The organism is Kitasatospora sp. NBC_00240 (genome assembly GCF_026342405.1).
Taxonomy (GTDB): domain Bacteria; phylum Actinomycetota; class Actinomycetes; order Streptomycetales; family Streptomycetaceae; genus Kitasatospora.
In genome coordinates, this window is record NZ_JAPEMU010000001.1 from 8,869,717 (window position 1) to 8,894,290 (window position 24,574).

Genomic DNA, 24,574 nt, shown 5'->3' on the forward strand with positions numbered 1-24,574 from the left:
CGGGGCGGCGGTGGGGCCGGGGCGGGGCTTCGGCGGCGGTGCGGGTCAGGCGAGGGTGACCAGTAGGGCGACGGCCGTGTCGCCGGGGCGGGTCGGCCCGGACGCTTCGCCTTCCCCGGGCTGCTCGGGCTGGTCGGCCGGCTCGGTCTGCTCGGCGGCGATGACGAGGACCTGGTCGGCGTCGCCGTCCGCGAGGAGCAGCGCCGCCAGTTCGAGGGCGTCCGGCGGGACTTCGCCCGGGACGGTCCCGAGCGGGCTGACGGCCACCACCGGGCCGGTCAGCTGCCAGCGGGCGGCGACCAGTCCGAGCACGGCGTTGGGGTTGGACTGGAAGAACAGCAGCGGTGGAACCCGTCGCCCGGAGGCCGCGGCGGCGTCGATCGCCCGGGCGGTGGCGCGGTCGCCGCTGCCGCTCGCCAGCAGCAGCGCCGTCCGGCTCGGGGCCCGGTCGGGGGCGTCGGCCGGCCCGTAGTGGGCCCGCAGGCAGCGCTCGGCGGTCTCGGCGACCAGGGGGTTGAAGCTGGAGGCGGTGAACCCCGGGAGCGGCGGCAGCGCCGCGGGGGCCGCCGGGCCGCAGCCGTCCAGGGCCTCCGGGCCCGGCCAGCGGCCCTCGGCGAGGATGCGCAGCCCGCTCACCCGGCGGCCACCAGGAGTGCCGTGTTGGCGCCGCCGAAGGCGGAGTTGAGGCTGAGCGCGTACCGGGTGGCGCTCTCGCGCGGGCCGTCCAGCACGAGGTCCAGGCCGAGATCCGGGTCGGGGCCGAGCCAGCCGGCGTTCACCGGCAGCAGACCGTCGCGCAACGCCCTCACCGTGACGGCGAGTTCGAGCAGGGCGGATGCCTCCAGGGCATGTCCGTGCACGGACTTGCTGGAGCTGACCGGGAGTTGCTCCAGATGCCGGCCGAACACCCGGCGCAGGGCGAGGGCCTCGGCCCGGTCGGCGAGCGGGGAGCCGGTGCCGTTGGCGTTGACGTACCCGACCTCCGTCGGGTCGACGCCGGCCCGGGCGAGCGCGGAACCGACGGCCCGGGCCAGTCCTTCGCCGTCCGGGACGGGACGGCAGACGTGGTACGCGTCCCCGGACCTGCCCCAGCCGGCCAGCCGGGCCAGCACGGGTGCCCCGCGCCGTTCGGCGGCCGACTCCGCCTCGACGACGACGGCAACCGCGGCGTCCCCCAGCAGGGTGCCGGTGCGCCCGGCGCTGAACGGCCGCAGCTCGCCGTCGCGGGCCAGCGCCCGTCCGGCGTCGAAGGCCGCGAAGACCCCGGGCTCCACCAGGTGTCCGGCCGCCACCAGGAGGCGGGTGTGCCGGCCGGAGGCGATCAGGGCGGCGGCGTCCGCCACGGCGGTGCCGGCCGCCACGCAGGCGCCGGTGTACACCCTGGTGACGCCCGGGACGCCCCAGCGTCCCGCCACCGCTTCCGCGACCCGCGCGGCGACCTTTTGGGTGCGGAGGTCACTGTGCAGGGCCAGCAGCAGCGGCATCGGGGTGCCGGCGGCGGCGGTCCCGGCATCCGGGGGCTCGGCATCCGGGCTGCGCGAGCCGCCGTCGGGTACGGCGTCGAGGGCGGCCTGCCGGCAGGCGTCGGCGATGACACCGGCCACGGCGTCGCCGAGCGGTAAGGGGTCGGGCAGCAGGGCGGCCCGGCGGGTCCGGCGCCCGGTGGCGTCGAAGCGGCGCACCTCGGCGAAGCCGGTCCGGCCGTGGTTGACCGCCGCGGCCAGCGGGCCGGGGCCGGAGCCGCAGGCGCTGAGCACGCCGAGGCCGGTGATCACCGGCCTGGCGGCGGGCGGGACGTTGCCGCTCATGGCCGGGCGGCTCCGGCGGGCCGGGTGCTGTCGGCGGCGGGCCGGGTGTCGGCGGCCGCCTCGGTGGTGGCCGGGCCGGCGGCGAGGACGGCCGCGCGCAGCACCTCGGTGGCGTCGTCCACCGTCCGGATCGTCTCGAACCGCTCGTCCGACAGCTCCAGCTCGATGTCGAAGCGCTGCTCGAACTCCGCTATCAGCCACGTCAGTTCGAGCGACCCGAGGGCATCCTGGACGGCTCCGGGGGACCGCTCGCCGAAGGTGGCGAGCATGGCCAGGACGTCCGTGCGGTCCGGCGGCGCGAGCCGGGTCACGCGGGGCTGCCGGAGGTGGCCGGGGTCGCGGCGGCGGCGATCCGCGCGGCCACGTCGGCGGTGAACTCGTCCAGGGTCATCAGTGCGGTGCCCTCCATCTCGTCCAGGTCGAACTTGACCCCGAACTCGTCCTCGACCTGCACCGACAGATCGGCCAGCGCGAGCGACTCCAGGTCCAGCCCGGCCGGGCCGAGGTCGGTGTCACCGGTGACCTCGGACACGTCGTACTGCATCTCGGTCAGTGCCGCGAGGACGAACTCGCGGATCCGGTCCTGCATGGTGGGCTCCTTGGGGGGTGCTGTGCGCCGGCGCACGGGTGTCGGGGGGCGGGAAAGCGGGGGAGGGGAAGACAGCGGGGAGGGCAGGGCGTGGAGAAGGGTCGGGCGCGGGGGAGTTCAGGGCGCGGTCGGCGCCGCGGCGGCGTCGCGGAGGGCCACCGGGTCCCGCAGGAGCTTCCCGGTCGCGGTCCGGGGGAGGGCCGCGAGGAAGGAGAGGCGCCGCGGCCGCTTGTAGGGGGCGAGCAGGCGGGTGACGCCGTCGCGGACGGCGTCCGCGTCGGTGGCCTCGTCCGCGGCCAGGTACGCCTCGACGGCTCCCTCGGCGAAGACCACCACGGCCTCGCGCACCTCGGGAAGCCCGGCCAGCGTCTGCTCGACCTCGGTGAGGTCCACCTTGAGGCCGCCGATGGACACCTGCGAGTCCCGCCGGCCGAGGACGGTGATCCGCCCGGTGCCGGCGTCCAGCAGACCGGCGTCCCTGGTGTGCAGCCAGCCGTCGGACCAGTGGCCCGGATCCAGCAGCCCCGGGTACGGGGAGGCGGCCATCCGGATGTGCAGTTCGCCTGCCTCCTCGCGGAGTTCGACGCCGGGCACCGGCTGCGTCTGCGGATGCAGGGCGCCGGTCAGGTCGGTGGCGATGACCCCGAGCTCGGTCATGCCGTACATCGTGCCCAGCGGCACGCCGTAGCGCGCGGTGAAGGCCGCGGGCAGCCCCGCCCGGACCAGCTCGCCGGCCACGATCATCCGGCGCAGCTGCGGGAGCGGCGGGGGCGCCGGGACCGCGGCCAGCAGCTCGGCGTGGAACGGGACGCCGATCACGGTGGTCGGGCGCTCGTCGGCGGCGACGGCGGCCAGGATGCCGGCCGCCGTCATCCGTTCGGGGAGGCACAGCGGTACCCGTGCGTGCAGGCTGTTGAGCAGCCCGCCGACGAGTCCGAGGACGTGCACCACGGAGGAGAGCAGCACCACCCGCCCGCCCGCCCGGGGGAAGTCGGGAAGGCTTGCGTAGCAGTCGAGTTCGCGGATCAGGTCACCGGCGGTCCGGGCGATCACCTTGGACGGACCGGTGGAGCCGGAGCTCAGCTGGACCAGCGCGTGGCCGGTGCCGGCCGGCCGGCCGCCCGCCACGGGTTCGGCGACCGGGTCGGCCTCGGCCCAGCCCCGCAGTGCCGCCGACGGGCGGTGCCGCGAACCTACCAGGACCTGCGGCCGCAGCCGCTCGACCGCGAGGCCGATCTCATGGTCGGTCAAGCGATGGTCCAGCAGTACGACTTGGGCGCCGAGCTGCCAGCCGGCCAGCAGGGTGGTGACGAATCCGAGCGAGGGCGGCAGGCGGAGCGCCACCGTGCCACCGGCGGCCAGGCCGGCGGCCGTGAGCCCCGCGGCCTGTTCGGCGACGAGGCCGCGCAGGGTCCGCCGGTCGACGGGTGCGCCTAAGCGCAGGCACTCCTCGTCCCCGGGGCCGGCCAGGAGGACGTGCTCCACCCAGTCGTGCGGGGCTTCGGCGTGCGGATGTGAAGAGGAGGGAAAGCCGGTCAACGCCACTCCACACAGAGGAGGTTGATATGGACGTCGGTTCACAAGCAGTACGGTCAATTCCGAATCCAGACAATCGCACAGACGAATCGTCAAATCAAGGTCTATACCAATGAGGTCTGGACCTCCTACGCTGCCGATCCGGGACTGGTCCGAGTGCGGCCGTCCGGGAGAGGAAGCCCGAGGATGCCCGTGGGACCCTTCACACTCGCGGAGGTCGAGCGCGAAGCGCGTGCCCGACTGCCCGCCGAGGTCTGGGACTTCATCCAGGGCGGCAGCGGATCGGAACGGACCCTGGCAGCCAACCTCGCCCAGTTCGGCCGCCACGCCCTGCGCCCCCGGACGCTGGTCGACGTCTCGGCCTGCGACACCCGTCTCAACCTGCTGGGATCGGCCCTGGACGTACCGATCGGTGTCGCGCCGATGGCCTACCACCGGCTGGTCGACGAGGAGGGGGAGACCGCGACGGCGCGCGCGGCGGGCCGGGCCGGCGCGCTGCTGATCGCCGGGATCTTCGCCAGCCGCACCCTGGAGGAGATCGCGGCCGCCGCCACCGGCCCGCTCTGGCTGCAGCTCTACTGGCTGCGCCGCCGCGACGCGCTGGCCGCGCTGGTCGAGCGCGCCGAGCAGGCCGGCTACCGGGCTCTGGTGCTGACCGTGGACGCGCCCCGGGTCGGCCGCCGGCTGCGGGACGCCCGCAACGGCTTCGCCGTTCCTGCGGACATCCGCGCCGTCAACCTGGACCCCGGCCTGATGGCCGCCAGCCACCGGAGCGCCGCCGGCGCCTCCGGTATCGAGGCGCACGCCAGGGAGCAGTTCGACCCGGCGCTGAGCTGGTCGGACCTGGCCTGGCTGCGGGAGCGCAGCAGCCTGCCGCTCGTCCTGAAGGGGATCCTCACCGCGGAGGACGCCCGGCTGGCGGCCGAGCACGGGGTGGCGGCCGTCGTGGTCTCCAACCACGGCGGGCGGCAACTGGACGGCGCCCTGCCGAGCCTGGCCGCCCTGCCGGAGGTGGTGGCCGCCCTGCCGCCGGGGATCCCGGCCCTGGTCGACGGCGGGGTGCGCACCGGTACGGACGTCGCCGTGGCGCTGGCCCTCGGCGCCCGCGCCGTGCTGGTCGGCCGTCCGGTCCTCTGGGGGCTGGCCGCCGGCGGCGAGGCCGGGGTCGACCAGGTGCTGGGCCTGCTGCGGAGCGAACTCGAGGACGCCATGGCCCTGCTGGGACGCCCCGGGCTGCGCGACCTGGATCCGGGCGCCCTGGCGCCCTGGCCGGGGGCGCGGGTCGGCAGCGGCCTCGCCGGGTAGGACGCGCACGGCGCGCCCGATATCGAGCTGTACCAGTTCGCTTCCCAGCACGCCGCCGGGCGCCGCCCGACGGCCCGGAGATCGGACGGTGGTATGTCGGCGAACAATCTTTTCGACGGTTTGACATGAACGGTCATCGGCGCACCAAAGAAAGACAAGGCGGAGCAGCGGACATGACAAAAAAGGCCTCCTTTCCCGGCTGGGACTGGGACGATCCGGACGCTCTCGCGGTACTCCTCGACGACTTCAGCGGACAGGTCGCCAACTGCGGGAAGCTCGAACCGATCGCCTCCGGGCTGCCGCGCGACCGCGAGGAGTTCCTCGAACTCGGACTCACCGGCATCGAGTTCGCCGCCTTCCGGACGGCGCACCCGGCCGGCCTCGGCACCGACCTCGCCGCCCTGGGCAGCCCCGAGCTGACCAGCGAGCCCGGCATCCTGTACCGGGTGGACGACGACCGCGTCTTCACCCAGCTGGACATCTCCGAGCCGCTGCCCTTTGCCGACGGCAGCGTCGAGTGGGTCTACGCCGAGCACCTGATCGAGCACGTCACGATGCCGGTGGCGGTCGGCTGGCTGCGCGAGGCCCGGCGGGTCCTGCGACCCGGCGGCGTCCTCCGGATCACCACCCCCGACCTGGCCCGCTACCTGCGCGGCTACGCCGACGACGACGGCTTCCTGGCCCGGCACCGGCGGCGGCTCGGGATGCTGGGCTTCGGCCCGCCGATGCCGGCCCGGCCCGCCTTCCTGGTCAACCAGATCTTCCGCTACTACGGCCATCAGTGGATCTACGACCTGGACGAGCTGCGACACGTGCTCACCAGGGCCGGCTTCGAGGCCGGACAGGTCCGGGAGTGCGCCTACCGCCAAGGCGTGCGCCCCGACGTCGCCGACCTCGACACCGCCTTCCGCACCGACGAGACGATCTACGTCGAGGCCGACCGCTGACCTCCCGGGGCCCCACAGCCCCGCCGCCGCACGGGACCGCCGTCCGACCCCCTACGCAACCGCGACTCCCCGCACAGACCGACGGGACACCCATGCCACTGCACCCCCAGGCCCAGGACCTGCGCGACCGCCGCGCGCGCTCCGGGGCGCCTCCCCTCTACACCCTGACCCTGGCCGAGGCCCGGGCCGCCGACCTGGCCGACATCCGGGCCGCCGCCGGCAACCCGGAGCCGGTCGCGGCGCTCGAGGAACACCGGATCGACGGGCCGGGCGGCCCGCTCGTGGTGCGGCTCCATCGGCCCTCGGCGCCGCCGGGACCGCTCCCCGGGCTGCTCTACCTGTTCGGCGGCGGCTGGACCCTCGGCTCGCCCGACACCTCCGACGCGATCTGCCGCCGGCTGACCAACACGGCCGGCTGCGTGACCGCCTCCGTCGGCTACCGGCTCGCACCCGAGCACCCCTTCCCCGCCGCCGTCCAGGACTGCCGGGCGGCCCTCCAGTGGCTCACCCGGTACGCCCCCGACCTGGGCGTCGACCCGGACCGGCTGGCCGTCGGCGGCGACAGTGCGGGCGGCAACCTCGCGGCCGCCGTCACCCTGCTCCGCCGCGACGAGGGCGGCCCCGCCCTGCGGCACCAACTGCTCGTCTACCCCAACACCGACCACCGGGCCGACACCGCCTCGCTGCGCGAGAACGACGACCCGGCGCTCTTCAACCGCCGCTCGGTCCGCTGGTACTGGAACCACTACCTGGCGGACGCCGCCGACGGCGCCCACCCACTGGCCTCCCCGCTGCGCGCCGCCGACCTGGCGGGGCTGCCGCCGGCCACCGTGATCACCGCCGAGTACGACCCGCTGCGCGACGAGGGCGAGCGGTACGCCGAGGCGCTGCGGTCGGCCGGCGTACCGGTCGACCTCCGCCGCTACCAGGGGATGCCGCACGGCTTCTTCGCCATGGCCGGCGTCCTGGACGCCGCCCAGGAGGCGCAGCGCTACGCCGCCGAACGGCTGCGCGAGGCGTTCCGGTGACGGCCGGGCCCGCCCGGGACACCGTCGTGGACACGGCCCGGGACGGCGGAGCCGGCCCCACCGGGCAGGTACCACCCGCCGTCGCGCCGATCCCGCCGGCCACCACGGCGGACCCGTCCGCCGTCGCGCCGATCCCGCCCGCCTCTGCCCCGGACCCGTCCGCCGTCGCGCCGATCCCGCTGACCGAGCTGCACGGCTCGCTCTCCGACCCGCTGCTCGACGCGATGACCTTCCTCAACGAAGTCACCGAGCGCTACCCCGACGCCGTCTCCTTCGCCCCGGGACGCCCCTACGAGGGCTTCTTCGAGCCCGAGCAGGTGCACGGCCACCTGGACGCCTACCTCGCCCACCTGGCCGAGCGGGGGCTGAGCCGCGACGCCGTCCGCACCACCCTGTTCCAGTACGGGCCGACCAAGGGCATCATCGCCGACCTGGTGGCCCGCACGCTGGCCAACGACGAGGGTCTCGACGTGCCGGCGGAGTCCCTGGTCCTCACAGTCGGCGCCCAGGAGGGCATGCTGCTGGTGCTCCGGGCGCTCTGCGCCGACCAGGACGACGTCCTGCTGGTCAGCTCGCCCTGCTATGTCGGCGTCACCGGCGCCGCGCGGCTGCTCGGCCTCAGCACCGTGCCGGTGCCGGAGGGGCCGGAGCACGGCCCCGATCCGGACGCCGTCGCCGCGGCCGCCCGCGACGTCCGGGCGGCGGGCCGGCGGCCCCGGGCGCTCTACGTCGTCCCCGACTTCGCCAACCCCTCGGGGGCCAGCATGCCCACACCGGCCCGCGCCAGGCTGCTCGAGGTGGCGGCCGCCGAGGGCCTGCTGGTGGTGGAGGACAACCCGTACGGCTTCTTCACCCGCGAACCGGGGGCCAGGCCCACGCTCAAGGCGCTCGACCGGCGCCGGCAGGTCGTCTACCTGGGCTCCTTCGCCAAGACCTGCTTCCCCGGGGCCCGGCTCGGCTATGTGGTCGCCGACCAGCAGGTGTCCGGGCCGGGCGGGCGGCTGTCGCTGCTGGCCGACGAGCTGGCCAAGCTGAAGAGTATGACGACGGTCAACACGCCCGCCCTCAGCCAGGCCGTCATCGGTGGCATGCTGCTGCGCAACGACTGCCGGTTGCGCAAGGCCAACGCCCCGGCCACCGCCTTCTACGCGGCGAATCTGGGCACCCTGCTGCGCGAGCTCGAACGGCACTTCCCGGCGTCGGAGCGCACCCGGCTGGGACTGGACTGGAACCACCCGGAGGGCGGCTTCTTCGCCGTCCTGAGCGTGCCGTTCACGGCCGACGAGGCCGCGATGGAGCGCTGCGCCCGGGGCTACGGGGTGCTCTGGACGCCGATGGCGCCGTTCTACCCGGCGGGCGGCGGCGAACGCCGGCTGCGGCTGTCGATCAGCTCGCTCACCGAGCGCGAGATCGTGGCGGGCGTCGCCGGGCTGGCCCGTTTCGTCCGGGACGAGGCGCGGTAGGGCCGCCGGCCTGGGGTGGAACGCGGAAGAGGGGCCCTGCCCCGCTCGTGAGAGCGGGGCAGGGCCCCTCTTCGGCTGCCGCCGGGGGTGTTGCTTACTTGGTGAGGCCCGCCTTGACGGAGCAGACGGGCCAGGCGCCGGGGCCCTGGGCGGCGAGGACCTTCTCGCCGACGGCGATCTGCTGGGCCTTGGTGGCCTGGTGGGCCTGCGGGGCGTAGGCGGTGCCGCCGAACGCCGCCCAGGTGGAGGAGGTGAACTGCAGGCCGCCGTAGAAGCCGTTGCCGGTGTTGATCGCCCAGTTGCCGGTCGCCTCGCACTGCGCGACCTTGTCCCAGGTCGACGCCGGCGCGGCGGAGGCGGAGGTGGCCGTGACGAGGCCTGCCACCGGCAGGGCCAGCACGGCGCCCGCCATCAGAGCCGTCCGCACGCGGTTGCGCTTGACGGCGGTCTTGGTGGTGGCAGCGGCGGTCTCGTTACGGAAGGTCATGTATATCCTCTCGGGCGCCCTGGCACGGGCAGGTGTGAGCAGGCCCGGCAGGGCCCGTTCGGTACTTGGGGGGAGTGCGACGGCGGTGCTCCCGGCCGAGTGGCCGTTGTGCTCGCCGCACTGGTTTCGAAGTTACGGACCTCAAGTGCCCGCATCAAGGTTTCGAAGGAAAGACCCAGCTCAGAGCGTTGTTACCGGCGGTATTCGGGCGTTCGGTGCCCCGAGTTCTCGGGGTTTGCGGCTCTCCGGACGGCCTCGATGTGGCCCCCGTCACCGGCCGGGGCGGGTGACCTCGGCCACATTGTCGACCGAGCGTGACCCGGCGTGGACGGACCGCCGAAGCTCGGGGCCCCGGGCCGGGCCGCCGGAATGGCCCAGGTCACATCGCGGTCCGAGGATGCGGATTCCGGGCCCGCCGGCCCTGCTCGCGCGCGGTCGCAGCACGTCCGGACGGGCCCCGACGTCGGTCCGTCGGGGCCCGTCCGGGCTGTGCGCGGGCTGTCGGGACCGTCCGGTCACCGCACCCGGGAGGAGAACAGTCGGGCCGACCAGAACACGGCGGCCACCGTCATGGCGGCCACGATCAGCAGGCTCTGCCACACCGCGCTGTCGTCGAGGTGCCCGGAGAACAGCGCGCGCATCCCTTCGACGGCCCAGTAGAAGGGGTTCCAGTGGGCGGCCGCCTGCAGCCAGTGCGGCGCCAGGGTCAACGGCAGCAGCACTCCGGAGAGCAGGGCGATCGGCTGCGCGATGGTGTTGACCACCGGGGCCAGCGCCGAGTCGCTCGGCACCAGCAGGGCGATGCCGTACGAGATGGCTGAGGTCATCAGGGCCAGCAGGGCCATCAGCAGGTAGGCGAGCAGCAGGTCCAGCGGGCGGACCTGGAGCCCGAAGGGCAGGGCGAGCAAGGTGATGATGACCGCCTGCACCAGCAGGGCCACCACCTCCCGCAGGGCCCGGCCGAGCAGCAGGGCCAGCCGGCTCACCGGGGTGACCCGGGAGCGTTCGATGATTCCGGCGCGCAGCTCGCCGAGCAGGCTGAAACCGGTGAACAGGCCGCCGAAGATGACCAGCACGGCCAGCAGGCCGGGGACGTAGATCTGGTAGGTCTCGGCGTAGGTGGTCGCTCCCATCGGGGCGAACACCGGCTTGAGCAGCGGGGCGAACAGCAGCAGGTAGAAGAGCGGCTGGATGACCCCGACGGCGATCCAGACCGGGGTGCGGGCCATCAGCAGCAGTTGCCGCTGGAAGACCAGCCAGGTGTCGCGGGCGAGCTTCAACGATGTCCCTGCCTCGATTGGGCTGTTGGGCTGTCGTGCGATGGGGTTTCGCGCGGTACGGCTTTCGGCGCGGTCGACTCCCCGCCGGCCGGACATGTCCGGGCACGGCGGGCCGACCGGGAAGCGGGGCGCGCAGGCGCAGGCACGGCGGGGCGGCGGCCTCCGAGGGCCGTCCCGACCCGCCGGGTGCCGGTGTCAGTCCTGCTTGAGCGACCGTCCGGTCCGGGCCAGGAACACGTCGTCCAGGCTGGGCCGTTGGAGCTGGACGGTGCCGGGCGCCAGGCCCGCGCCCTCCAGCGTCCGCAGCAGCTGCGGGATCGCGGCCGCGCCGTTCTCCACGTAGAGCCGCAGGCCGTCCTCACCCTGGAGTTCGAGCCGGTGCAGATAGGGCTCGGCGCGCAGTGCGTCGGCGGCCCGCTGGGACCGGTCGGCCGTGCCGTCGCGGAGTTCGAGGCCGACCAGGACCACGTCCCCCGCGATCTCGCGCTTCAGCTCCTCGGGTGTGCCCTCGGCCACCGTCCCGCCGTGGTCGATGATCGCGATCCGGTCGCAGAGGGCGTCGGCCTCGTCCAGGTAGTGGGTGGTCACGAAGACGGTCATGCCCTCGGTGCGCAGGCGCCGGATCTCGTCCCAGACCTGGCTGCGGCTGGGCGGGTCGAGGCCCACCGTCGGCTCGTCCAGGAAGAGCACGTCGGGCCCGTGGATCACCCCGAGGGCGATGTCGAGCCGGCGGCGCTGACCGCCGGAGTAGCTGCTGCAGGGGCGGTCGGCGAACTCGGTGAGGTCGAAGGACTTCACCGCGTCCTCGGTCCGCTGCCGGGCATCGCCCTTGCCGATGCCGTACATCCGCGCCTGCAGCACCAACTCCTCGCGGGCGCTGACGGCGTCGGCGGTGCCGCCGCCCTGGGCGACGTAGCCGATCCGGCGGCGGACCTCACCGGGGTCGGTGAGCAGATCCGCGCCGGCGATCCGGGCGGCGCCGCCGTCCGGCCTGATCAGGGTGGCGAGCATGCGGAGCGTGGTCGTCTTCCCGGCGCCGTTGGGGCCGAGGAAACCGAAGATCTCACCTGCCGCCACCGAGAGGTCGATGCCGCGGACGGCGTCCACGGTGGCGGCCTTGCTGCGTTTCCGGGACGGGTAGGACTTACGCAGTCCCTTGGTCTCGATCAACCAGAACTCCCGGGAGGGGATGGGTTGCCGGCGCACCTGGGGATTCGGTGCTGCGCGCCACCCTAGGGCTCCGGCACCGCCGAAAACAATGGCCTAGACCATTGGAAAACGGGTTGATCGCGTCCCGCCACCTGCACCGACCGCGGCCAGCTCCTCCAGGTGGTCCGCCGCCCGGGCTGCCCCGCCGCCCGCCCGCAGGGCCGTACCCACCCGAACGGCCGCCTCCTGGTGCGCCGTTCCGTCCAGAACCGTGCCCAGAGCGGCCGCCAGCGCCTGGGGCGTGACCCGGGGGAACGACACCCGCAGGCCCGCGCCGGCCGCCACCAGCTGCGCCGCGACGAACGGCTGATCGTGCCGGATCGGCGCCGCCACCATCGGAATTCCGTGCACCAGCGCCTCGCCGACGGTGTTCATCCCGCCGTGGCAGAGCACCGCGTCCAGTTGTCCACGGGCCATCAACTCCACTACCGGCGCCCGGTCCACGGCCACCGTCCCGGCGGGCAGTACGGCCGGCAGCAGCTCGCGCGGCGCGGCGACGACGGCCTGCACCCCCGGCCCGCACAGCTCCAGTGCCCGCGCCGCCCGGGCGTGGAAGTCCGCGCCGACGTCGCCGGCCAGGGTGCCCATGGTGACCAGGACTTTGCGGCGGCCCGGGTCCAGGCGCTCCCAGGGGAACCCGGGATCGGCCGGACGCTCCGACAGCACCGGCCCCACCAGGGCGAAATGCGCCGGGAAGACCGCCGGGCCGGTCAGCGCGGGCCCGGTCAGCGCCAGGACGAGATCCGGCGAGAAGCGTGGGTCGGTGAACTCCTCCGGCGGCAGGCCGGCCCGCTGCCAGAGGTCACCGAGCAGGCCACGCATCCACGCCTCGACCTGCGGCAACGCCCTCAGCGGGCGGCCCAGTTCCATCGCGCCGGGCGCCAGACTGGCCCAGCGCAGGCCGTGCCGGTGGGCGGCCAGCGCCCCCGCAGGGGTGTGCTGATCGACGAGCAGGACATCCGGCCGGAACGCCCGCACCACGCCGTCCAGCGGCTTCGCGGTGAACCGCGCGTACGGGACGATGAAGCCCTCCCAGAGCGAGCGCAGCGCGGCGAGGCCGTGCCCGCCCTGGGCCCGGAACAGCCGGCTGCCCGTCCCCAGCACCTGCTCGTCGGGTCCGAGCAGCGGCCGCAGGACGGCCTCCGAACCCGTCCAGGCGACCTCGTGGCCACGGGCGGTGAGCTCCCGCGCGATGCCGACGACCGGATTGACGTGCCCGGTCAGCGGGGGCACCACCAGCAGGAACCGGCTCATCCGGACACCCGCCCGGGCAGCAGGGCCTGCTCCAGGTCGCCGACGGTGAGCGACTCCAGCCCGGCCAGGTCCAGCCGCGCGCGGAGCGCCGCCAGGTCGGCGCCGGCGCCGAAGCGCTCGCGCAGCAGGCCGGCCAGGGCGGCGAGTTCGCACTCGTCCAGCCTCAGGTCGCCGTCCAGCCGGGCCTGCGGCGTCACCGAGGCGGCCCATCCGGGCGGTGCTTCGGCGGCCGCCACCAGCAGCGCGACCAGTTCGGGGTGCACTTCGGCGCCCCGGCCCGGGGCCCGGGCAGGGGACGGTTCGGGGTGTTCCATGGGGGGCTCCACCTGCTCGACGGCACGGGGGCGGGGAATTGCGGCGACAGCCCGTGATCACTTGTGCGACCCGGCGGGCGTCGGAATACTAGCCCGGGTGACCGCACTGGAGGCAGTGGCCGTTCACCTGCCCCGCCACACCGCTCCCATCGAGGCGGTAGGGGCCCGGATCGGCCTGACCCCACGTCAACTTCGACTCTTCCGCCGCTTCCACGGCCTGGACCAGGTGCGCCTGGATCCGGACGGGACGCTGCTCGACCTGCTGACCGGCGCGTTGGAGGCGCTGCCGGAACTGCGCGGGCGCGAGCACCAGGTCCGCTTCGTGCTGCACGCGCGGAGCATGCCGGTGGCCGTGCCCTACCCGCTGAACCCCCTGCACGAACTGCTCGACCGCTTCGGCCTCAGCGGTGCCAACGCCTTCACCGTCACCCACCACGCCTGCGCGGTGGGACTGCTGGCGGTCGACCTGGCCGGCCGACTGCTGGCCGGCGAACCCGACCCGGACGCCCTGGCCCTGGTGCTGACCGGGGAGAAGACCTTCACCAGGGATGCCCAACTGGTGCCGGAGACGTCCGTCTTCGGCGAGGGCGCGGCGGCCTGCCTGGTCCGGGCCGAGGGCGAACGCGACCGCGTGCTCGCCTACGCCGTCCGGCAGCGACCGGAATTCGACGGCCGGCTGGCCGAGGATCCGGATCTGCTGGCGCGCTACCAGCGGGAGTATCCGGAGGTGATGGCCGAGGCCGTCGAAGCGGCGCTCGACCAGGCAGGACTAGACCTGTCGGACATCGCGCTGCTGCTTCCGCACAACGTCAACCAGGTTTCCTGGAAGGCGATCTGCCGCCGGATGGGCTATCCGGTCGACAAGGTGGTGCTGGACAACGTGCCATCGGTCGGGCACAGTTTCGCTGCGGACGCTTTCATCAATCTGCACACCGCCACCACACGGGGCCTGCTCCACCAGGGTGACCGCTACCTGATCGCCGCCGCCGGCATCGGAGCCACCTTCTCGGCCATGGTCGTCAGTCACTGACGGACCGTCAGCCACATTGCCCCGTAGGTACCTCAGCCGCTGCCGCCCGCCGGCGCCCGGACCGCTGCCCGCGACCACCGGGCCGCGCGCCGGCGAGCTCCGGTCCGGCCCGGACAGAGTCCACTCCTCCACGCATGACGGGACAAGATAGCCATGTCAGACTCCGCGGTAACGACCGACGCCGAACTGCGCGGCCAGGTCCTCCGAAGCATCGGTGACCTGCTGCCGCGCGTACTGAAGCGGGAACTCGCGGAGGTACCGGAGAACGCCTGCCTCTTCGACGACCTCGGCCTGACCTCGGCCGGCACCCTGGAACTCATCCTGGAGCTGGAGGAGTCGCTCGACATCCAGGTCGACGTGGAGGAGATTGGCGAGGACGACCTGCGGTCGGTCGCCAGCCTGGCCGACTTCGTCGCCGGACACGTCATCCCCGAGGACTGACCGGATGCCAGGTGCGACCGCCCCCGCTCCGACCGCCGCCGCTCCTAGCACCGCCGCTCCTAGCACCGCCGCTCCGACCACACCCGCTCGGAGCGCCGCCGCTCGGAGCGCCGCCCGGCCGGGCGGCCCGGCGGGGCCCGGACTGCGCGTCGCCCGGGTCCTGAGCAGGGACTTCCACGGCCGGTCGGAAACCTCGCTCGACCCGGACCTGCGGGTCTTCGTCGCCGACCTGACCCGCCCCTACGGCGTCCCGCTCCGCGAGGACCTGCTGGCCGAGGGCGTCGGTCACTCCTACGGGGAGATGGCCGAGGGCCTCCTGCGGGACGCCCTGCCGGCGGACGAGCCGGTGGACCTGCTGATCCTCGCCTTCTCGTCCCCCGACGTACGGCCGGGCCGCTCCGCCGCCCTGCACCTCAGCCGGTTCTGCCCGGGCTCGCCGCTGGCCTTCGCCGTCTGCGACCAGGGCTCGGCCGCCCCGTTCACGGCGCTCCGGATCGCCACCGACTACGCCCGGACGGGAGCCTGCCGCCGGGCGGTGGTCCTGGTGATGGAGGCGGCCCACCTGCATCACGAACCGGCGCGGCCGGTGGCACTGCCGCAGCGGCACTGCGCGGTCGTCCTGGTCTGCGAGGCGGCGGACGGTAAGGGGGACGACGGCGAGGGGGTGGACGCGGTGGTCCGCCAGTCCTCCGGCCCGGCCGCGGATCCGGCCCCGGAACTGGTCCGGGCCGAGTGGGCGGCGCTGGGGCCGGCGGCGGCCCTCGTCCTCGGGCCCGAACTCGACCTGCCGCCCGACGGACGGGACTCCGGGGCCGACGTACGGCCCGGCGGACCCGAACACCCCGTTCCGCTCGGCCGGCCCGACCCCGACCGGACGGTGGCGGCCAGGGGTGGGCAACCGCTCACCGGGATCTGGACCGCGCTTGCCGAGCGGCTGCCCGGCTGGCGGGCCGAACGGCGGCCGGTGCTGCTCGCCGACCTCGACCGGCGGCTCGGGCGGCTGAGCACCCTCACCCTGCTGCCGGCGGCCGCGCCATGACCGCCGGCGCGGTTCCGGCCCCTGACCAGGGCGCCGGACCAGAGGCAGAATTCGAACCCGCGCCCGATCTCGAACCCGCGCCCGATCTCGAACCCGATCCGGTGGACCTGTGGGTGATCCGGACCGACCAGCCCGCACCGGTCGTCCACCGGCTGCGCCAACTGCTCGACCGCACCGAACTCCACCGGGCCGGCGCCGGCCGCGACCCCGAACGGACCGACCGGTTCACCGTGGTGCACGGCGTCGTCCGGCTGCTCGCCGCCGAGCGGCTCGGGGTGGCCCCCGGCGACCTGGCCTGGCGCCGCGGCCCGCACGGCAAGCCGGAGCCGGTGCCCGACGAGTCTGCGGCCGGCTCCCGACTGCGGCTCAGCTGGTCGGCCTCCGGCGCTCTCGCCGTGCTGGCCCTGGCCGAGGGGCGGCGGGTCGGTGCGGACGTCGAGGAGATCAGGGACGAACGGGTGGCGGCCCGGGTCGCCAGCCGCTACTTCCCCGACAGTGACGTGCGGTTCGTGGCGGCGGCCCGCTCACCCGGCGCCCGGGCCGAGCGCTTCACCCGCCTCTGGTGCCGCCGCGAGGCCTGCGTCAAGGTGTACGGCGGGCGGCTCGCCCAGGGCCTCGGGCTGCCCATGGCCGGCCCGGCCCCGCTGCGGCTGCCGGACGCCGGCCCGCTGGACCCGGGGCCCTGCTGGGTCCGGGACGTCCCCGTGCCGGGGCCGTTCCGTGCCGCCGTCGCGGTCGAGGGCGACCGCCCGTTCCTGGTCCGCCGCCTGCGGTGGACCGCATCCGCCGGCCTCCCGGCCACCCGTTGAGCCCCAGGCCACCCCGGCCTCCCGGCCACCCGTTGAGCCCCCGTGCCTCCGCCGAACCGAGCAGGGAAGAACAGGACATGACGAGCACTCACTTCACGATGCCCGACGGCGAGGCCGCCCCGATCCCGGCCGGAGCGCCCGGTGTCCAGCTGTACCCGGCGCCGTTCGAGGCCGTGGTCGCACTGCTCCGCCAGGGCATCGACGCCCTGGCCGCGGACGAGGGCTTTCCCCGGCTGGCGATCCCCCCGGTGGTCCCGCGCGCGCTGGTCGAGCGGGCCGGCTACGTGAAGGCCTTCCCGCAACTGCTGGGCACGGTGCACAGCTTCGCCGGCACGCCGGCGGAGTGGAAGGAGCTGGCCCCGCAGGCCCTCGAGGGCGGTGCCTGGGACTCCGCGCAGCGGGCGAGCGACCTGGTGCTGCTGCCCGCCGCCTGCTACCCCGTCTACGCGGGTCTGGCCGGAAGGGAGTTGGCGCAGCCCGAGCGATTCGCCGTGGAAGGGCAGTGCTTCCGGCAGGAGGCGACCAGCGAGCCGGGCCGGCTGCGCAGTTTCCGGATGGTGGAGCTGGTCACGGCCGGTACCGAGGCGCACTGCCTGAGCTGGCGCGCGGCCTGGCTGGAGACGGTGGCCGGCTGGATGCGCGGGATGTCGCTCAAGGTGGAGATCGAGGTGGCCGACGACCCGTTCTTCGGCCCGACCCGGCGGCTGTTCCAGGCGGCCCAGCGGGCCCAGGAGTTGAAGTACGAACTCAAGGTGCCGGTGGCGGACGGGCTGGTGCAGGCGATCGCCTCGGCGAACTTCCACAAGGACCATTTCGGCGAAGTCTTCGGGTTCACCGGCGAAGGCGCTCCGGGGAACACCGCCTGCATGGCGTTCGGGATCGAGCGGATCGCCCTCGCGCTGTTGCACGCCCACGGCGGGCGCCCCGCCGAGTGGCCGGAGTCTCTCATCACGGCGATCCGCGGCGGCAACTGAGTTGACGTCACCGGGCGACCGCTCTGGTATGGACCAATGATCGGGGGCGCTGATAGTGTCCCGACCCACACCCGCTGAGACGGGCCGGCCGAAGGACGCGTGCGACGTGACACGGACCAGGCGGATCACAGTCCGCTACAGTGCCGAGGGCGGCGGCTCGGGGCCGCTCACCATGGGCCAGGACAACATGATCCGCTGCATCCGGCGCGACGATCCCGAGCAGATCAACAAGGAAGCCGTCTGGCCGGTGCCGGCCGGCACCGACCTGCCCGCGGCGCTCGCCGCCCTGCGCACCCTGGCCGAACGCCACGCCTCGCTGCGCACCGTCTTCCCGGACGGCCCGGACGGCTTCCCCGCCCGCCAGGAGGTGCAGGGGGAGGGGGAGTTCACCGTACGGGTGGTGGAGGCAGGTCCGCTCGGCGACCTCGAACTCGATCGGCTGGCCGACGACCTGGCGCGCGCCGACAACGCGGTGGCGTTCGACCTGGCCACCGACTTCCCGCTGCGCTGCACCCTGGTGACCGCGGAGGACCGGCCGGTCCGGATGGCGGTGGTGGTCTGCCACTCCGGCGCTGACGGTGCAGCCACCGCCCTGCTGATCCAGGAATGGCTGCTGCTCGCCGCGGGCAAGGAACTGTCGCCCGCCACCGCGCGGACGCCGCTGGAGGTGGCCGCGTTCGAGAGTTCCGCGCTGGGCCGCCGCCGCGCCACCGCCTCGCTGCGGCACTGGGAGCGGATCCTGCGCACCGGCCCGCAGGCCGTCTTCGCGGACTCCCGGATCACCGGCCCGCCGGACGTGGTCTCGACGCTCATTCTCCGCTCGCGCCGGGCGGCGGAGGACCTCGCGGCCGCTTCGCTGCGGACCGGGGCCAGCCCCTCGGTGGTGCTGCTGGCCGCCTTCGCCGCGCTGGTGGCGCACCGCGCGGCTCAGCCGCGGTTGGTGATAGCTGCGCTGTCGGCCAACCGGCACCGCCCGGTGATGGCCGACCACATCGGCACCCTCGCCCAGGACGCCTTCATGGCGGTGGACACGGGCCTGCGCGATCTGGACGAGGTGATCGGCCACACCAAGGCGGCCTCGCTGGCCGGATACTGGCACAGTACCTTCGACGCCGAGCAGATCTGGCGGATGATCGACGACATCGCCCACCTGCGCGGCTCCCGGTTCGCCCGGCACGTGGTGGTGAACGACCTCAGCCTGACCATCCCCGAATCGGCCTCGGACGCGCGGCCGGCCGCGGTGGCCGACCCCGAGATCAGCTGGTTCCCGGACCAGCGGGTGCCGGTCCGGCTGATGTTCAACATCCTGCGGGTCAACGGCTCGCTCGAACTCGCCCTGCTGGCCTGCCCGCAGGTGCTGGACCGGACGGAGATCGAGGAGTTCGCCCGCGGACTGCTCGCGGTGGTACGGGCCGCCGCGACCGGCCCGGTGCCGCTGGCCGGGCTGGACGCGCTGACCACGGTCCGTCCAGGTGTGCGGGAGGGCGACTGGCACCAGGTCGACGGGTCCTGGATCGATCTGGACGCCGTCGGCCAGCTGCTCGTGGACGTGCTGGGCGCGGACGTGCTGACCGTTGCTGCGCCGAATGTGGTCGCGCCGAACGCGTTCGTGCCGAACATGGGTGTGCCGAACGCGGTCGTGACGGATGTGCACGTGCCGAACGCGGACGTTCCGAACGTGGACGTTCCGAACGTGTTCGTGCCGAACGCAGCCGTGCCGGTCACTGGAGTGACCGCCCGGGTGGAGCTGACCGAAGGCCGACTGATCGCCCACCTGTGGACGGGCGCCGTGGCCTCCGACGAGCCCGGACTCACCCCGCTCTTCGTGCACCGCGCGCTGGTCGACGCGTTGCCCGGACGGGACACCGCGATGGCTCCGCACCACTACGTGATCCATCGGAGCGCCGCCGCCGGGTCGGGACAGCGGGACACCGGGGAGGTGTCCGTGTTGCTGGAGGGCGACGGCCGCGACCCGGAGACGGCCGCTCGTCAGGGGCAGCCGGCCTGACCGGGCGCCCGGTACCTCCGCTCGGCTGCTCCCTCCGGAAGCGGCAGCCGGGTGGCCGGGCAGCCGGGTGGCTGTGTGGCCGGACGGCCGGCAGAACCCGCGGGCGGCTCCGCCGAAGGCGTGCGCCGGCAGGCCGTCGGACGGCCCGCCGCCCGCCGCCCGCCACCCGACGGCCCGGCACCCGCCGCCCGACGGCCCGCCCCGCCGTCCGTCAACCTGCCCCGCCGTCCGTCAACCCACCCTCCGTCAACCGCCCGGCCCCCACCGTCGTCAGCGCTGTCGCCGGGTGACCGGCCGGACGTCGACGACCGCCATCCGGGCCGCGCGGGCCGCCTCGATGCCCTCGTCGCTGTCCTCGTACACCAGGCAGCGGGCGGGCGGCACCGCCAGGGCGTCGGCGGCCTGCAGGAAGATGTCCGGTGCGGGCTTGCCGCGCCGCACCTCGTCACGCGTGACCAGGGCGGTGAACAGGCCCTGGTAGGGGAGGTGCCGCATGGTCGTCTCGATGATCAGGCGGGCGCCGCCGGACGCGACCGCCATCGGGAGCGCGCCGTGGTGCGTGTGCACCACCTCCGCCACCTCTGGGTGCACCCGGATCCGGTCGGCGTTGGCCAGGAAGAGCAGGTCCCGGGCGGCGACGAGCTCCTCGACCGGGAGGTCCGGCCCGGCGTCCGTCTCGGCGGCCAGGGTCCGGATCAGGTCGGCGGAGGACAGGCCGGTCCGTGCGTCGAACCACTCCTGGTGGAGCGTCACCCCGTGCGGAGCCAGGACGTCGGCCATCGCGCGGTAGTTGGCGTACTGGCTGTCGACGAGCGTGCCGTCCCAGTCGAAGAGGAGTGCTTCGGCGCGGCCCGGGTGGAGTTCGGGGTGCAAGGTGGCGGTGGCCTTCCCGGTCGGAGGGGGACCCGGGCGGGCCCGGGGGTTCTGCGGTCGACGCTGTCACACGCGGACGGGTTCCGCCGGTGTGTCGTCCAGGCTGATGCCCTTGGTCTCGGGCATCCACCGGGCCAGGCCTAGCGCGGCGGCCAGCGTGACGGCGCCGTACAAGGCGAACGCCCCGCCCAGTGACAGTGCCTTGACGAGCGGGAGGAAGGTCGTGGCGACGACGAAGTCGGCCGCCCAGTGCGCCGCCGTCGCCAGGCTCATCAGTGCGCCGCGGGCCCGCCGCGGGTAGATCTCGGCGGCGAAGACCCAGAAGACCGGCGCCGGGCCGATCGCGCCCGCGACGATGAAGCCGCAGAGGAGCAGCGCGGTGGCGCCGGCGGGCCCGCCGGACCACTGGGTGACGGCGATCCCGGCGGCAGCGGCGGCCATCGCGGCGAGCCCGCCCAGCATCAGCGGCCGTCGGCCGCCCCGGTCGAGGAGGGCGATCGTCACCACCGTCGCGGCGACGTTGCAGACGCCGACCAGGACCGCGCCGAGGACGCCGCCGGACGGGGTGAGTCCGGAGGCGGCGAGGATCGTCGGGGCGTAGTAGATGGCGGTGTTGAGGCCGGTGAGGTGCACCAGGACGGCGATGCCCAGGCCGAGCGCGACCCGCCGCGGTCCGGCCTCGGCGAGTGCCTCCCGGAACCGGGCTCCGCCGCCACGCGGCCCGGCGGTGGCCGGCCGCTCCGGTGCCGGCGGCAGACCGAGCGCCACGGCCGCGGCGCGGGCCCGCTCCCGGTGGCCCGCGCTGTCCAGCCAGGACGGCGACTCCGGGACGCCGGCCATGCCGACCAGCAGGACCAGCGCGGGCGCCAGCCCCGCCGCCAGCATCAGCCGCCAGGCGCCGTCGGACTGGAGGGCGTACGACACCGCGTAGGCGAGCAGCAGGCCGATGGTGATCATCAGCTGGTTGAGGGTCACCAGTGCGCCGCGGCGGGCCGGCGGCGCGATCTCCGCGATGTAGAGCGGTACCGCGAAGGAGATCGCGCCGAGGGCCAGGCCCACCAGGAACCGGCCGAGGACGAGGGCGGCCGGGCCGCCGGCCGCCGCGGACACCGCCGTGCCTACGGCGAAGGCCGCGGCGGCGGCGGCGATCACGGGCCGGCGGCCGAACCGGTCGGTGAGCCGGCCGCTGACGGGGGCGGTGAGGGCCGCGCCGAGCAGTGCCGCGGACACCACGACCCCCTGGGTCCACGCCGACAGGCCGTACTGTTCGCCGATCAGGGGCAGGACTCCGGCGATCCCTCCGGTTCCGTAGCCGAAGAGCAGCCCGCCGGTGGACGGGATCAGGACCGCCAGGGCCCGGCCGCGGGCTCCCCGCACCCCGGTGGTCACCACGCGGGGACCCGTCGCACCGGTACCCGTCGCACCAGCACCCGCCTCACCGGTACCCGTCCCACCGGTACCCGTCCCACCGGTACCCACCTCTCCGGCGGCCGCCCCAGCGGTATCCGTCACCCGGGCATCCGTCATGCCGGCACCGGTCCGGCTCCGGCCGGGCCGTCGGCCGTGGCCACCGGCGCGCCGCCGGCCGCCGCGGACGCCACCAGTGCCGCGCCGACGCGCGCGGCCCGCCGGGAGTCGGCGATCGGGTACGGCCCGGGGCGGCCGGCGGCCACCGCTCGGGCGAAGTCGTCCACCTGGAGCTGGTAGTGGTCTGCGGCCGGAACGGTCTCGGTGCGGACGCCGTCGGCGGTGCGGACGGTGACGACGCCGTCCTCGCCGGACATCGCCCAGGCGTTCCGGACGCTGATCGTGCCGCGGGTGCCCTGCAGCTCGTACCAAGCGCGTGGTCCGTAGTCGATGCCGTAGTCGAGGACCGCGCTGCGGCCCCCGCCGAAGTCCATCCAGCCGATGGCGCTGGTCTCCACGTCCTGGCCGGGGCGGCGGCTGAAGCGGGCGCCGACCCGGTCGGGCGCGCGGCCGAAGAAGAGCTGCGGGACGTCGACGGCGTAGCACCCGACGTCCCAGGTGGCGCCGCCGCCGAGGGCAGCGTCGAGCCGGATGTTGCCGCTGCCGGTGGGGATCTCGAAGGCGAATGCCGTACGGACGACCCGGAGTTCGCCGATCGTCCCGGCGGCCAGCAGCTCCGCGGCCCGCCGCTGCTGCGGGTGGAAGCGGTACATGAAGGCCTCCGTCGCGATCCGCGACGCGTCGGCGGCTGCCCGTTCGATCCGCCGTACGCCGTCCTCGTCCATCGCCATCGGCTTCTCGACCAGGACGTGCTTGCCGGCCTCCAGCGCCCGCACCGTCCATTCGACGTGGTCGGTGTTGGGGAGGGCGATGTACACGGCGTCGACGTCCGGGTCGGCGATCAGCGCGGCGTAGTCCTCGTGCGCGGTCGCGCCGTACGGCTTGGCCACCTCGACGGCCTGCGCGTGCCGATCCGGGCGGCTGGCGACGGCGGTCAGCACGCAGCCGTCCGTCCGGGTGATCGCGGGCAGCAGGAGGCCACTGATGTAGGCGGTCGCGCCGAGGGCGCCCCAGCGCAGCTCGGCTCCCTCGGGGCGGGCGGGGGTCGGTGAGGTCATCGGGTGGTCTCCTGGATGAAGTCGGCGGCGCGCTCGGCGACCGCGACCACGGCGGCGTGGATGTTTCCGGTGATCATGCTGGGGATGACGGAGGCGTCGGCCACCCGCAGCCCGGCCACACCCCGCACCCGCAGCCACGGGTCGACGACCGCCTGCTCGTCGTCGTCCGCGCCCAGCCGGCAGGTGCCGACCGGGTGGAACTGCGTCTGGGCGTTGCCGCGGACGAACTCCGTCAGCTCGGCCCGGCCGGCGAGCGGGGAGGGCACCGGCGCCGACCGCAACGAGCCGAGCGGCTCGGTGGCGGCGATCTCCTGGGCCAGCCGCACCCCCTCCAGCAGGGTGTCGAGATCGGCGGGGTCGTCCAGGTAGGCCGGGTCGATCAGCGGGTGGCCGAGCGGTCCGGCCGGGTCGAGGGTGAGCCGGCCACGGCTGCGCGGCCGGGTGAGGGCCGGGCCGATGGTGAAGCCCCAGCCGAGCCGGGAGGCGTTGTTCAGGTCCTTCATGGGGGCGAACGACAGCTGGATGTCCGGCGCGGGGGAGCCCGGCAGCACGGTGACGAAGCCGCCGGCCTCCCCGAGGTTGGAGCGGTCGGCGACCGGGTGCCCCTCGGTGGTGTCGTACGCCAGCGAGACCTGGACGTGATCGTGCAGGTTGTCGCCGACGCCCGGCAGGTCGACGGTGGACGCGATGCCGAGGGCGGCGAGTCGGTCGGCCGGGCCGATGCCGCTGAGCAGCAGCAGCTGGGGGCTGGCCACCGTGCCGGCGCTGAGCACCACCTCGGTGGAGGCGCCGACGCTGTGGACCTCGCCGCCGTGGCCGACCCGGATGCCGCGGGCCCGGCCGCCGACGACCTCGATCCGCAGCACCGTGGCGTCGGTCAGCACGGTCAGGTTCGGGCGGTCCAGCACCGGGCCCAGGTGGGTGAAGGCGGTGTTGGCGCGTCGGGCCGGTGCCTGCGGGGTGCCGGCGGTGACGGTCGTGCGGTACAGGCCGACGCCCTCCTGGCCGGCGGCGTTGAAGTCCGGGTTGGCCGGGAGGCCGGCCTTCCGGGCGGCGGCGACGAACGCGGCGGCGAACGGGTGCGGCTCGGTGTTCTCAGCGATCGGGATCGCCCCGGGCACGGCCGCGTCCGCCGGGGCGTCCAGCCGCTCCAGGTACGGGAGGAAGGCTTCGGCACTCCACAGCTCGCCGCCCCACCGGCTCCAGGCGTCGAAGTCGGAGGCGGCGCCGCGGATGTGCACCATCGCGTTGATCGCGCCGGACCCGCCCAGCACCCGCCCGCGCGGCCAGGCCAGGCGCCGCCCGTTCAGCGCGGCCTGCGGCACCGTCCGGTACCCCCAGTCGAGCTCGCCACCCAGCAGTGCGGGCCAGGCCACCGGGCGGGCGATCCGCGGGTCGTGGTCGGCGGGGCCGGCCTCCACCAGCAGGACGCTCCGCTCGGGCCGGGCACTGAGGCGGGCGGCGAGGACGCACCCCGCCGCTCCCGCGCCGATCACCACGAAGTCGTACGTCCGGGCCGGGATCTCCATGGACACCTCTCATCCTGCGTGCGGGTGGTCTGTCAGGGGCCGGCCGGCGGCCTCGCGGGGGGACCG

Annotated in this window: 23 protein-coding genes and 1 pseudogene; 10 read left to right on the forward strand and 14 right to left on the reverse strand. The window is 74.7% G+C overall.

Going from position 1 to position 24,574, the window contains the following annotated elements; all coding sequences use genetic code 11:
- Positions 1–45: 45 nt before the first annotated feature.
- The 5 genes from OG689_RS37695 to OG689_RS37715 all read right to left on the reverse strand — a co-directional run bounded on the left by OG689_RS37695 (position 46) and on the right by OG689_RS37715 (position 3,936).
- Positions 46–636: a hypothetical protein gene (locus tag OG689_RS37695; protein ID WP_266326002.1), complete on the reverse strand. Its 591-nt coding sequence runs from the start codon at positions 634–636 to the stop codon at positions 46–48.
- Entirely contained in the window at positions 633–1,808 is a 1,176-nt protein-coding gene (locus tag OG689_RS37700; protein WP_266326004.1) for a beta-ketoacyl synthase N-terminal-like domain-containing protein, read from the reverse strand. Before OG689_RS37700 ends, OG689_RS37695 begins: the two co-directional genes overlap by 4 nt.
- Entirely contained in the window at positions 1,805–2,119 is a 315-nt protein-coding gene (locus OG689_RS37705) for an acyl carrier protein (RefSeq protein ID WP_266326006.1), read from the reverse strand. Before OG689_RS37705 ends, OG689_RS37700 begins: the two co-directional genes overlap by 4 nt.
- A complete protein-coding gene (locus tag OG689_RS37710) occupies positions 2,116–2,397 on the reverse strand; it encodes an acyl carrier protein (RefSeq protein WP_073926500.1) in 282 nt (93 codons plus the stop codon). The genes OG689_RS37705 and OG689_RS37710 overlap by 4 nt, the downstream gene beginning before the upstream one ends.
- 117 nt (positions 2,398–2,514) lie before the next feature.
- Positions 2,515–3,936, reverse strand: coding sequence for an AMP-binding protein (locus OG689_RS37715; protein WP_266326009.1), 1,422 nt, complete (start codon positions 3,934–3,936; stop codon positions 2,515–2,517).
- Between the two features lie 183 nt (positions 3,937–4,119).
- Between OG689_RS37715 and OG689_RS37720 the strand changes: the two genes are divergently transcribed.
- The 4 genes from OG689_RS37720 (at position 4,120) to OG689_RS37735 (ending at position 8,676) form a co-directional block, all read left to right on the forward strand.
- Positions 4,120–5,238, forward strand: coding sequence for an alpha-hydroxy acid oxidase (locus OG689_RS37720; protein WP_266326011.1), 1,119 nt, complete (start codon positions 4,120–4,122; stop codon positions 5,236–5,238).
- A 173-nt stretch (positions 5,239–5,411) separates the two neighbouring features.
- Positions 5,412–6,185 (forward strand): methyltransferase domain-containing protein, encoded by a 774-nt coding sequence (locus OG689_RS37725; protein WP_266326013.1) that lies wholly within the window; start codon positions 5,412–5,414, stop codon positions 6,183–6,185.
- 92 nt (positions 6,186–6,277) lie between these two features.
- Positions 6,278–7,213: an alpha/beta hydrolase gene (locus tag OG689_RS37730; protein WP_266326015.1), complete on the forward strand. Its 936-nt coding sequence runs from the start codon at positions 6,278–6,280 to the stop codon at positions 7,211–7,213.
- Positions 7,210–8,676 carry a PLP-dependent aminotransferase family protein gene (locus OG689_RS37735; protein ID WP_266326017.1) on the forward strand — a complete coding sequence of 489 codons (1,467 nt, stop codon included), beginning with the start codon at positions 7,210–7,212 and terminating at the stop codon, positions 8,674–8,676. The genes OG689_RS37730 and OG689_RS37735 overlap by 4 nt, the downstream gene beginning before the upstream one ends.
- Before the next feature lie 97 nt (positions 8,677–8,773).
- On the opposite strand, the pseudogene OG689_RS37740 reads toward OG689_RS37735, so the two are convergent.
- The 5 genes and pseudogenes from OG689_RS37740 to OG689_RS37760 all read right to left on the reverse strand — a co-directional run.
- Positions 8,774–9,082, reverse strand: a pseudogene (locus OG689_RS37740) (transglycosylase family protein); the annotation flags it as partial.
- Positions 9,083–9,678: 596 nt separating this feature from the next.
- Positions 9,679–10,443, reverse strand: a complete 765-nt coding sequence (locus OG689_RS37745; RefSeq protein ID WP_266326019.1) for an ABC transporter permease — start codon at positions 10,441–10,443, stop codon at positions 9,679–9,681.
- 195 nt (positions 10,444–10,638) lie between these two features.
- On the reverse strand, positions 10,639–11,613 hold the full coding sequence (locus tag OG689_RS37750; protein WP_266326021.1) for an ATP-binding cassette domain-containing protein: 975 nt from the start codon (positions 11,611–11,613) through the stop codon (positions 10,639–10,641).
- A 93-nt stretch (positions 11,614–11,706) separates the two neighbouring features.
- Positions 11,707–12,906, reverse strand: coding sequence for a glycosyltransferase (locus OG689_RS37755; protein WP_266326023.1), 1,200 nt, complete (start codon positions 12,904–12,906; stop codon positions 11,707–11,709).
- Entirely contained in the window at positions 12,903–13,220 is a 318-nt protein-coding gene (locus OG689_RS37760) for a hypothetical protein (RefSeq protein ID WP_266326025.1), read from the reverse strand. The genes OG689_RS37755 and OG689_RS37760 overlap by 4 nt, the downstream gene beginning before the upstream one ends.
- A gap of 97 nt (positions 13,221–13,317) precedes the next feature.
- On the opposite strand from OG689_RS37760, the gene OG689_RS37765 reads away from it, so the two are divergent.
- The 6 genes from OG689_RS37765 (at position 13,318) to OG689_RS37790 (ending at position 19,521) form a co-directional block, all read left to right on the forward strand.
- A complete protein-coding gene (locus OG689_RS37765; protein WP_266326027.1) occupies positions 13,318–14,250 on the forward strand; it encodes a 3-oxoacyl-[acyl-carrier-protein] synthase III C-terminal domain-containing protein in 933 nt (310 codons plus the stop codon).
- Between the two features lie 153 nt (positions 14,251–14,403).
- Entirely contained in the window at positions 14,404–14,691 is a 288-nt protein-coding gene (locus tag OG689_RS37770; protein ID WP_266326029.1) for a phosphopantetheine-binding protein, read from the forward strand.
- A gap of 4 nt (positions 14,692–14,695) precedes the next feature.
- Positions 14,696–15,730: a hypothetical protein gene (locus OG689_RS37775; RefSeq protein WP_266326031.1), complete on the forward strand. Its 1,035-nt coding sequence runs from the start codon at positions 14,696–14,698 to the stop codon at positions 15,728–15,730.
- A gap of 113 nt (positions 15,731–15,843) precedes the next feature.
- Positions 15,844–16,539: a 4'-phosphopantetheinyl transferase superfamily protein gene (locus OG689_RS37780; protein WP_266326033.1), complete on the forward strand. Its 696-nt coding sequence runs from the start codon at positions 15,844–15,846 to the stop codon at positions 16,537–16,539.
- 77 nt (positions 16,540–16,616) lie between these two features.
- Positions 16,617–17,513: a hypothetical protein gene (locus OG689_RS37785; RefSeq protein WP_266326035.1), complete on the forward strand. Its 897-nt coding sequence runs from the start codon at positions 16,617–16,619 to the stop codon at positions 17,511–17,513.
- A gap of 106 nt (positions 17,514–17,619) precedes the next feature.
- Complete coding sequence (locus OG689_RS37790) at positions 17,620–19,521, forward strand: condensation domain-containing protein (RefSeq protein WP_266326037.1); 1,902 nt, start codon at positions 17,620–17,622, stop codon at positions 19,519–19,521.
- A gap of 270 nt (positions 19,522–19,791) precedes the next feature.
- On the opposite strand, the gene OG689_RS37795 is transcribed toward OG689_RS37790, so the two are convergent.
- From OG689_RS37795 to OG689_RS37810, 4 genes are all read right to left on the reverse strand, one after another.
- Positions 19,792–20,394 carry an HAD family phosphatase gene (locus tag OG689_RS37795; RefSeq protein WP_266326039.1) on the reverse strand — a complete coding sequence of 201 codons (603 nt, stop codon included), beginning with the start codon at positions 20,392–20,394 and terminating at the stop codon, positions 19,792–19,794.
- A gap of 66 nt (positions 20,395–20,460) precedes the next feature.
- Complete coding sequence (locus OG689_RS37800; protein ID WP_266326041.1) at positions 20,461–21,786, reverse strand: sugar porter family MFS transporter; 1,326 nt, start codon at positions 21,784–21,786, stop codon at positions 20,461–20,463.
- A 131-nt stretch (positions 21,787–21,917) separates the two neighbouring features.
- A complete protein-coding gene (locus tag OG689_RS37805; RefSeq protein WP_266326043.1) occupies positions 21,918–22,979 on the reverse strand; it encodes a Gfo/Idh/MocA family protein in 1,062 nt (353 codons plus the stop codon).
- Positions 22,976–24,508, reverse strand: coding sequence for a GMC family oxidoreductase N-terminal domain-containing protein (locus OG689_RS37810; protein ID WP_266327727.1), 1,533 nt, complete (start codon positions 24,506–24,508; stop codon positions 22,976–22,978). Before OG689_RS37810 ends, OG689_RS37805 begins: the two co-directional genes overlap by 4 nt.
- Positions 24,509–24,574 lie beyond the last annotated feature (66 nt).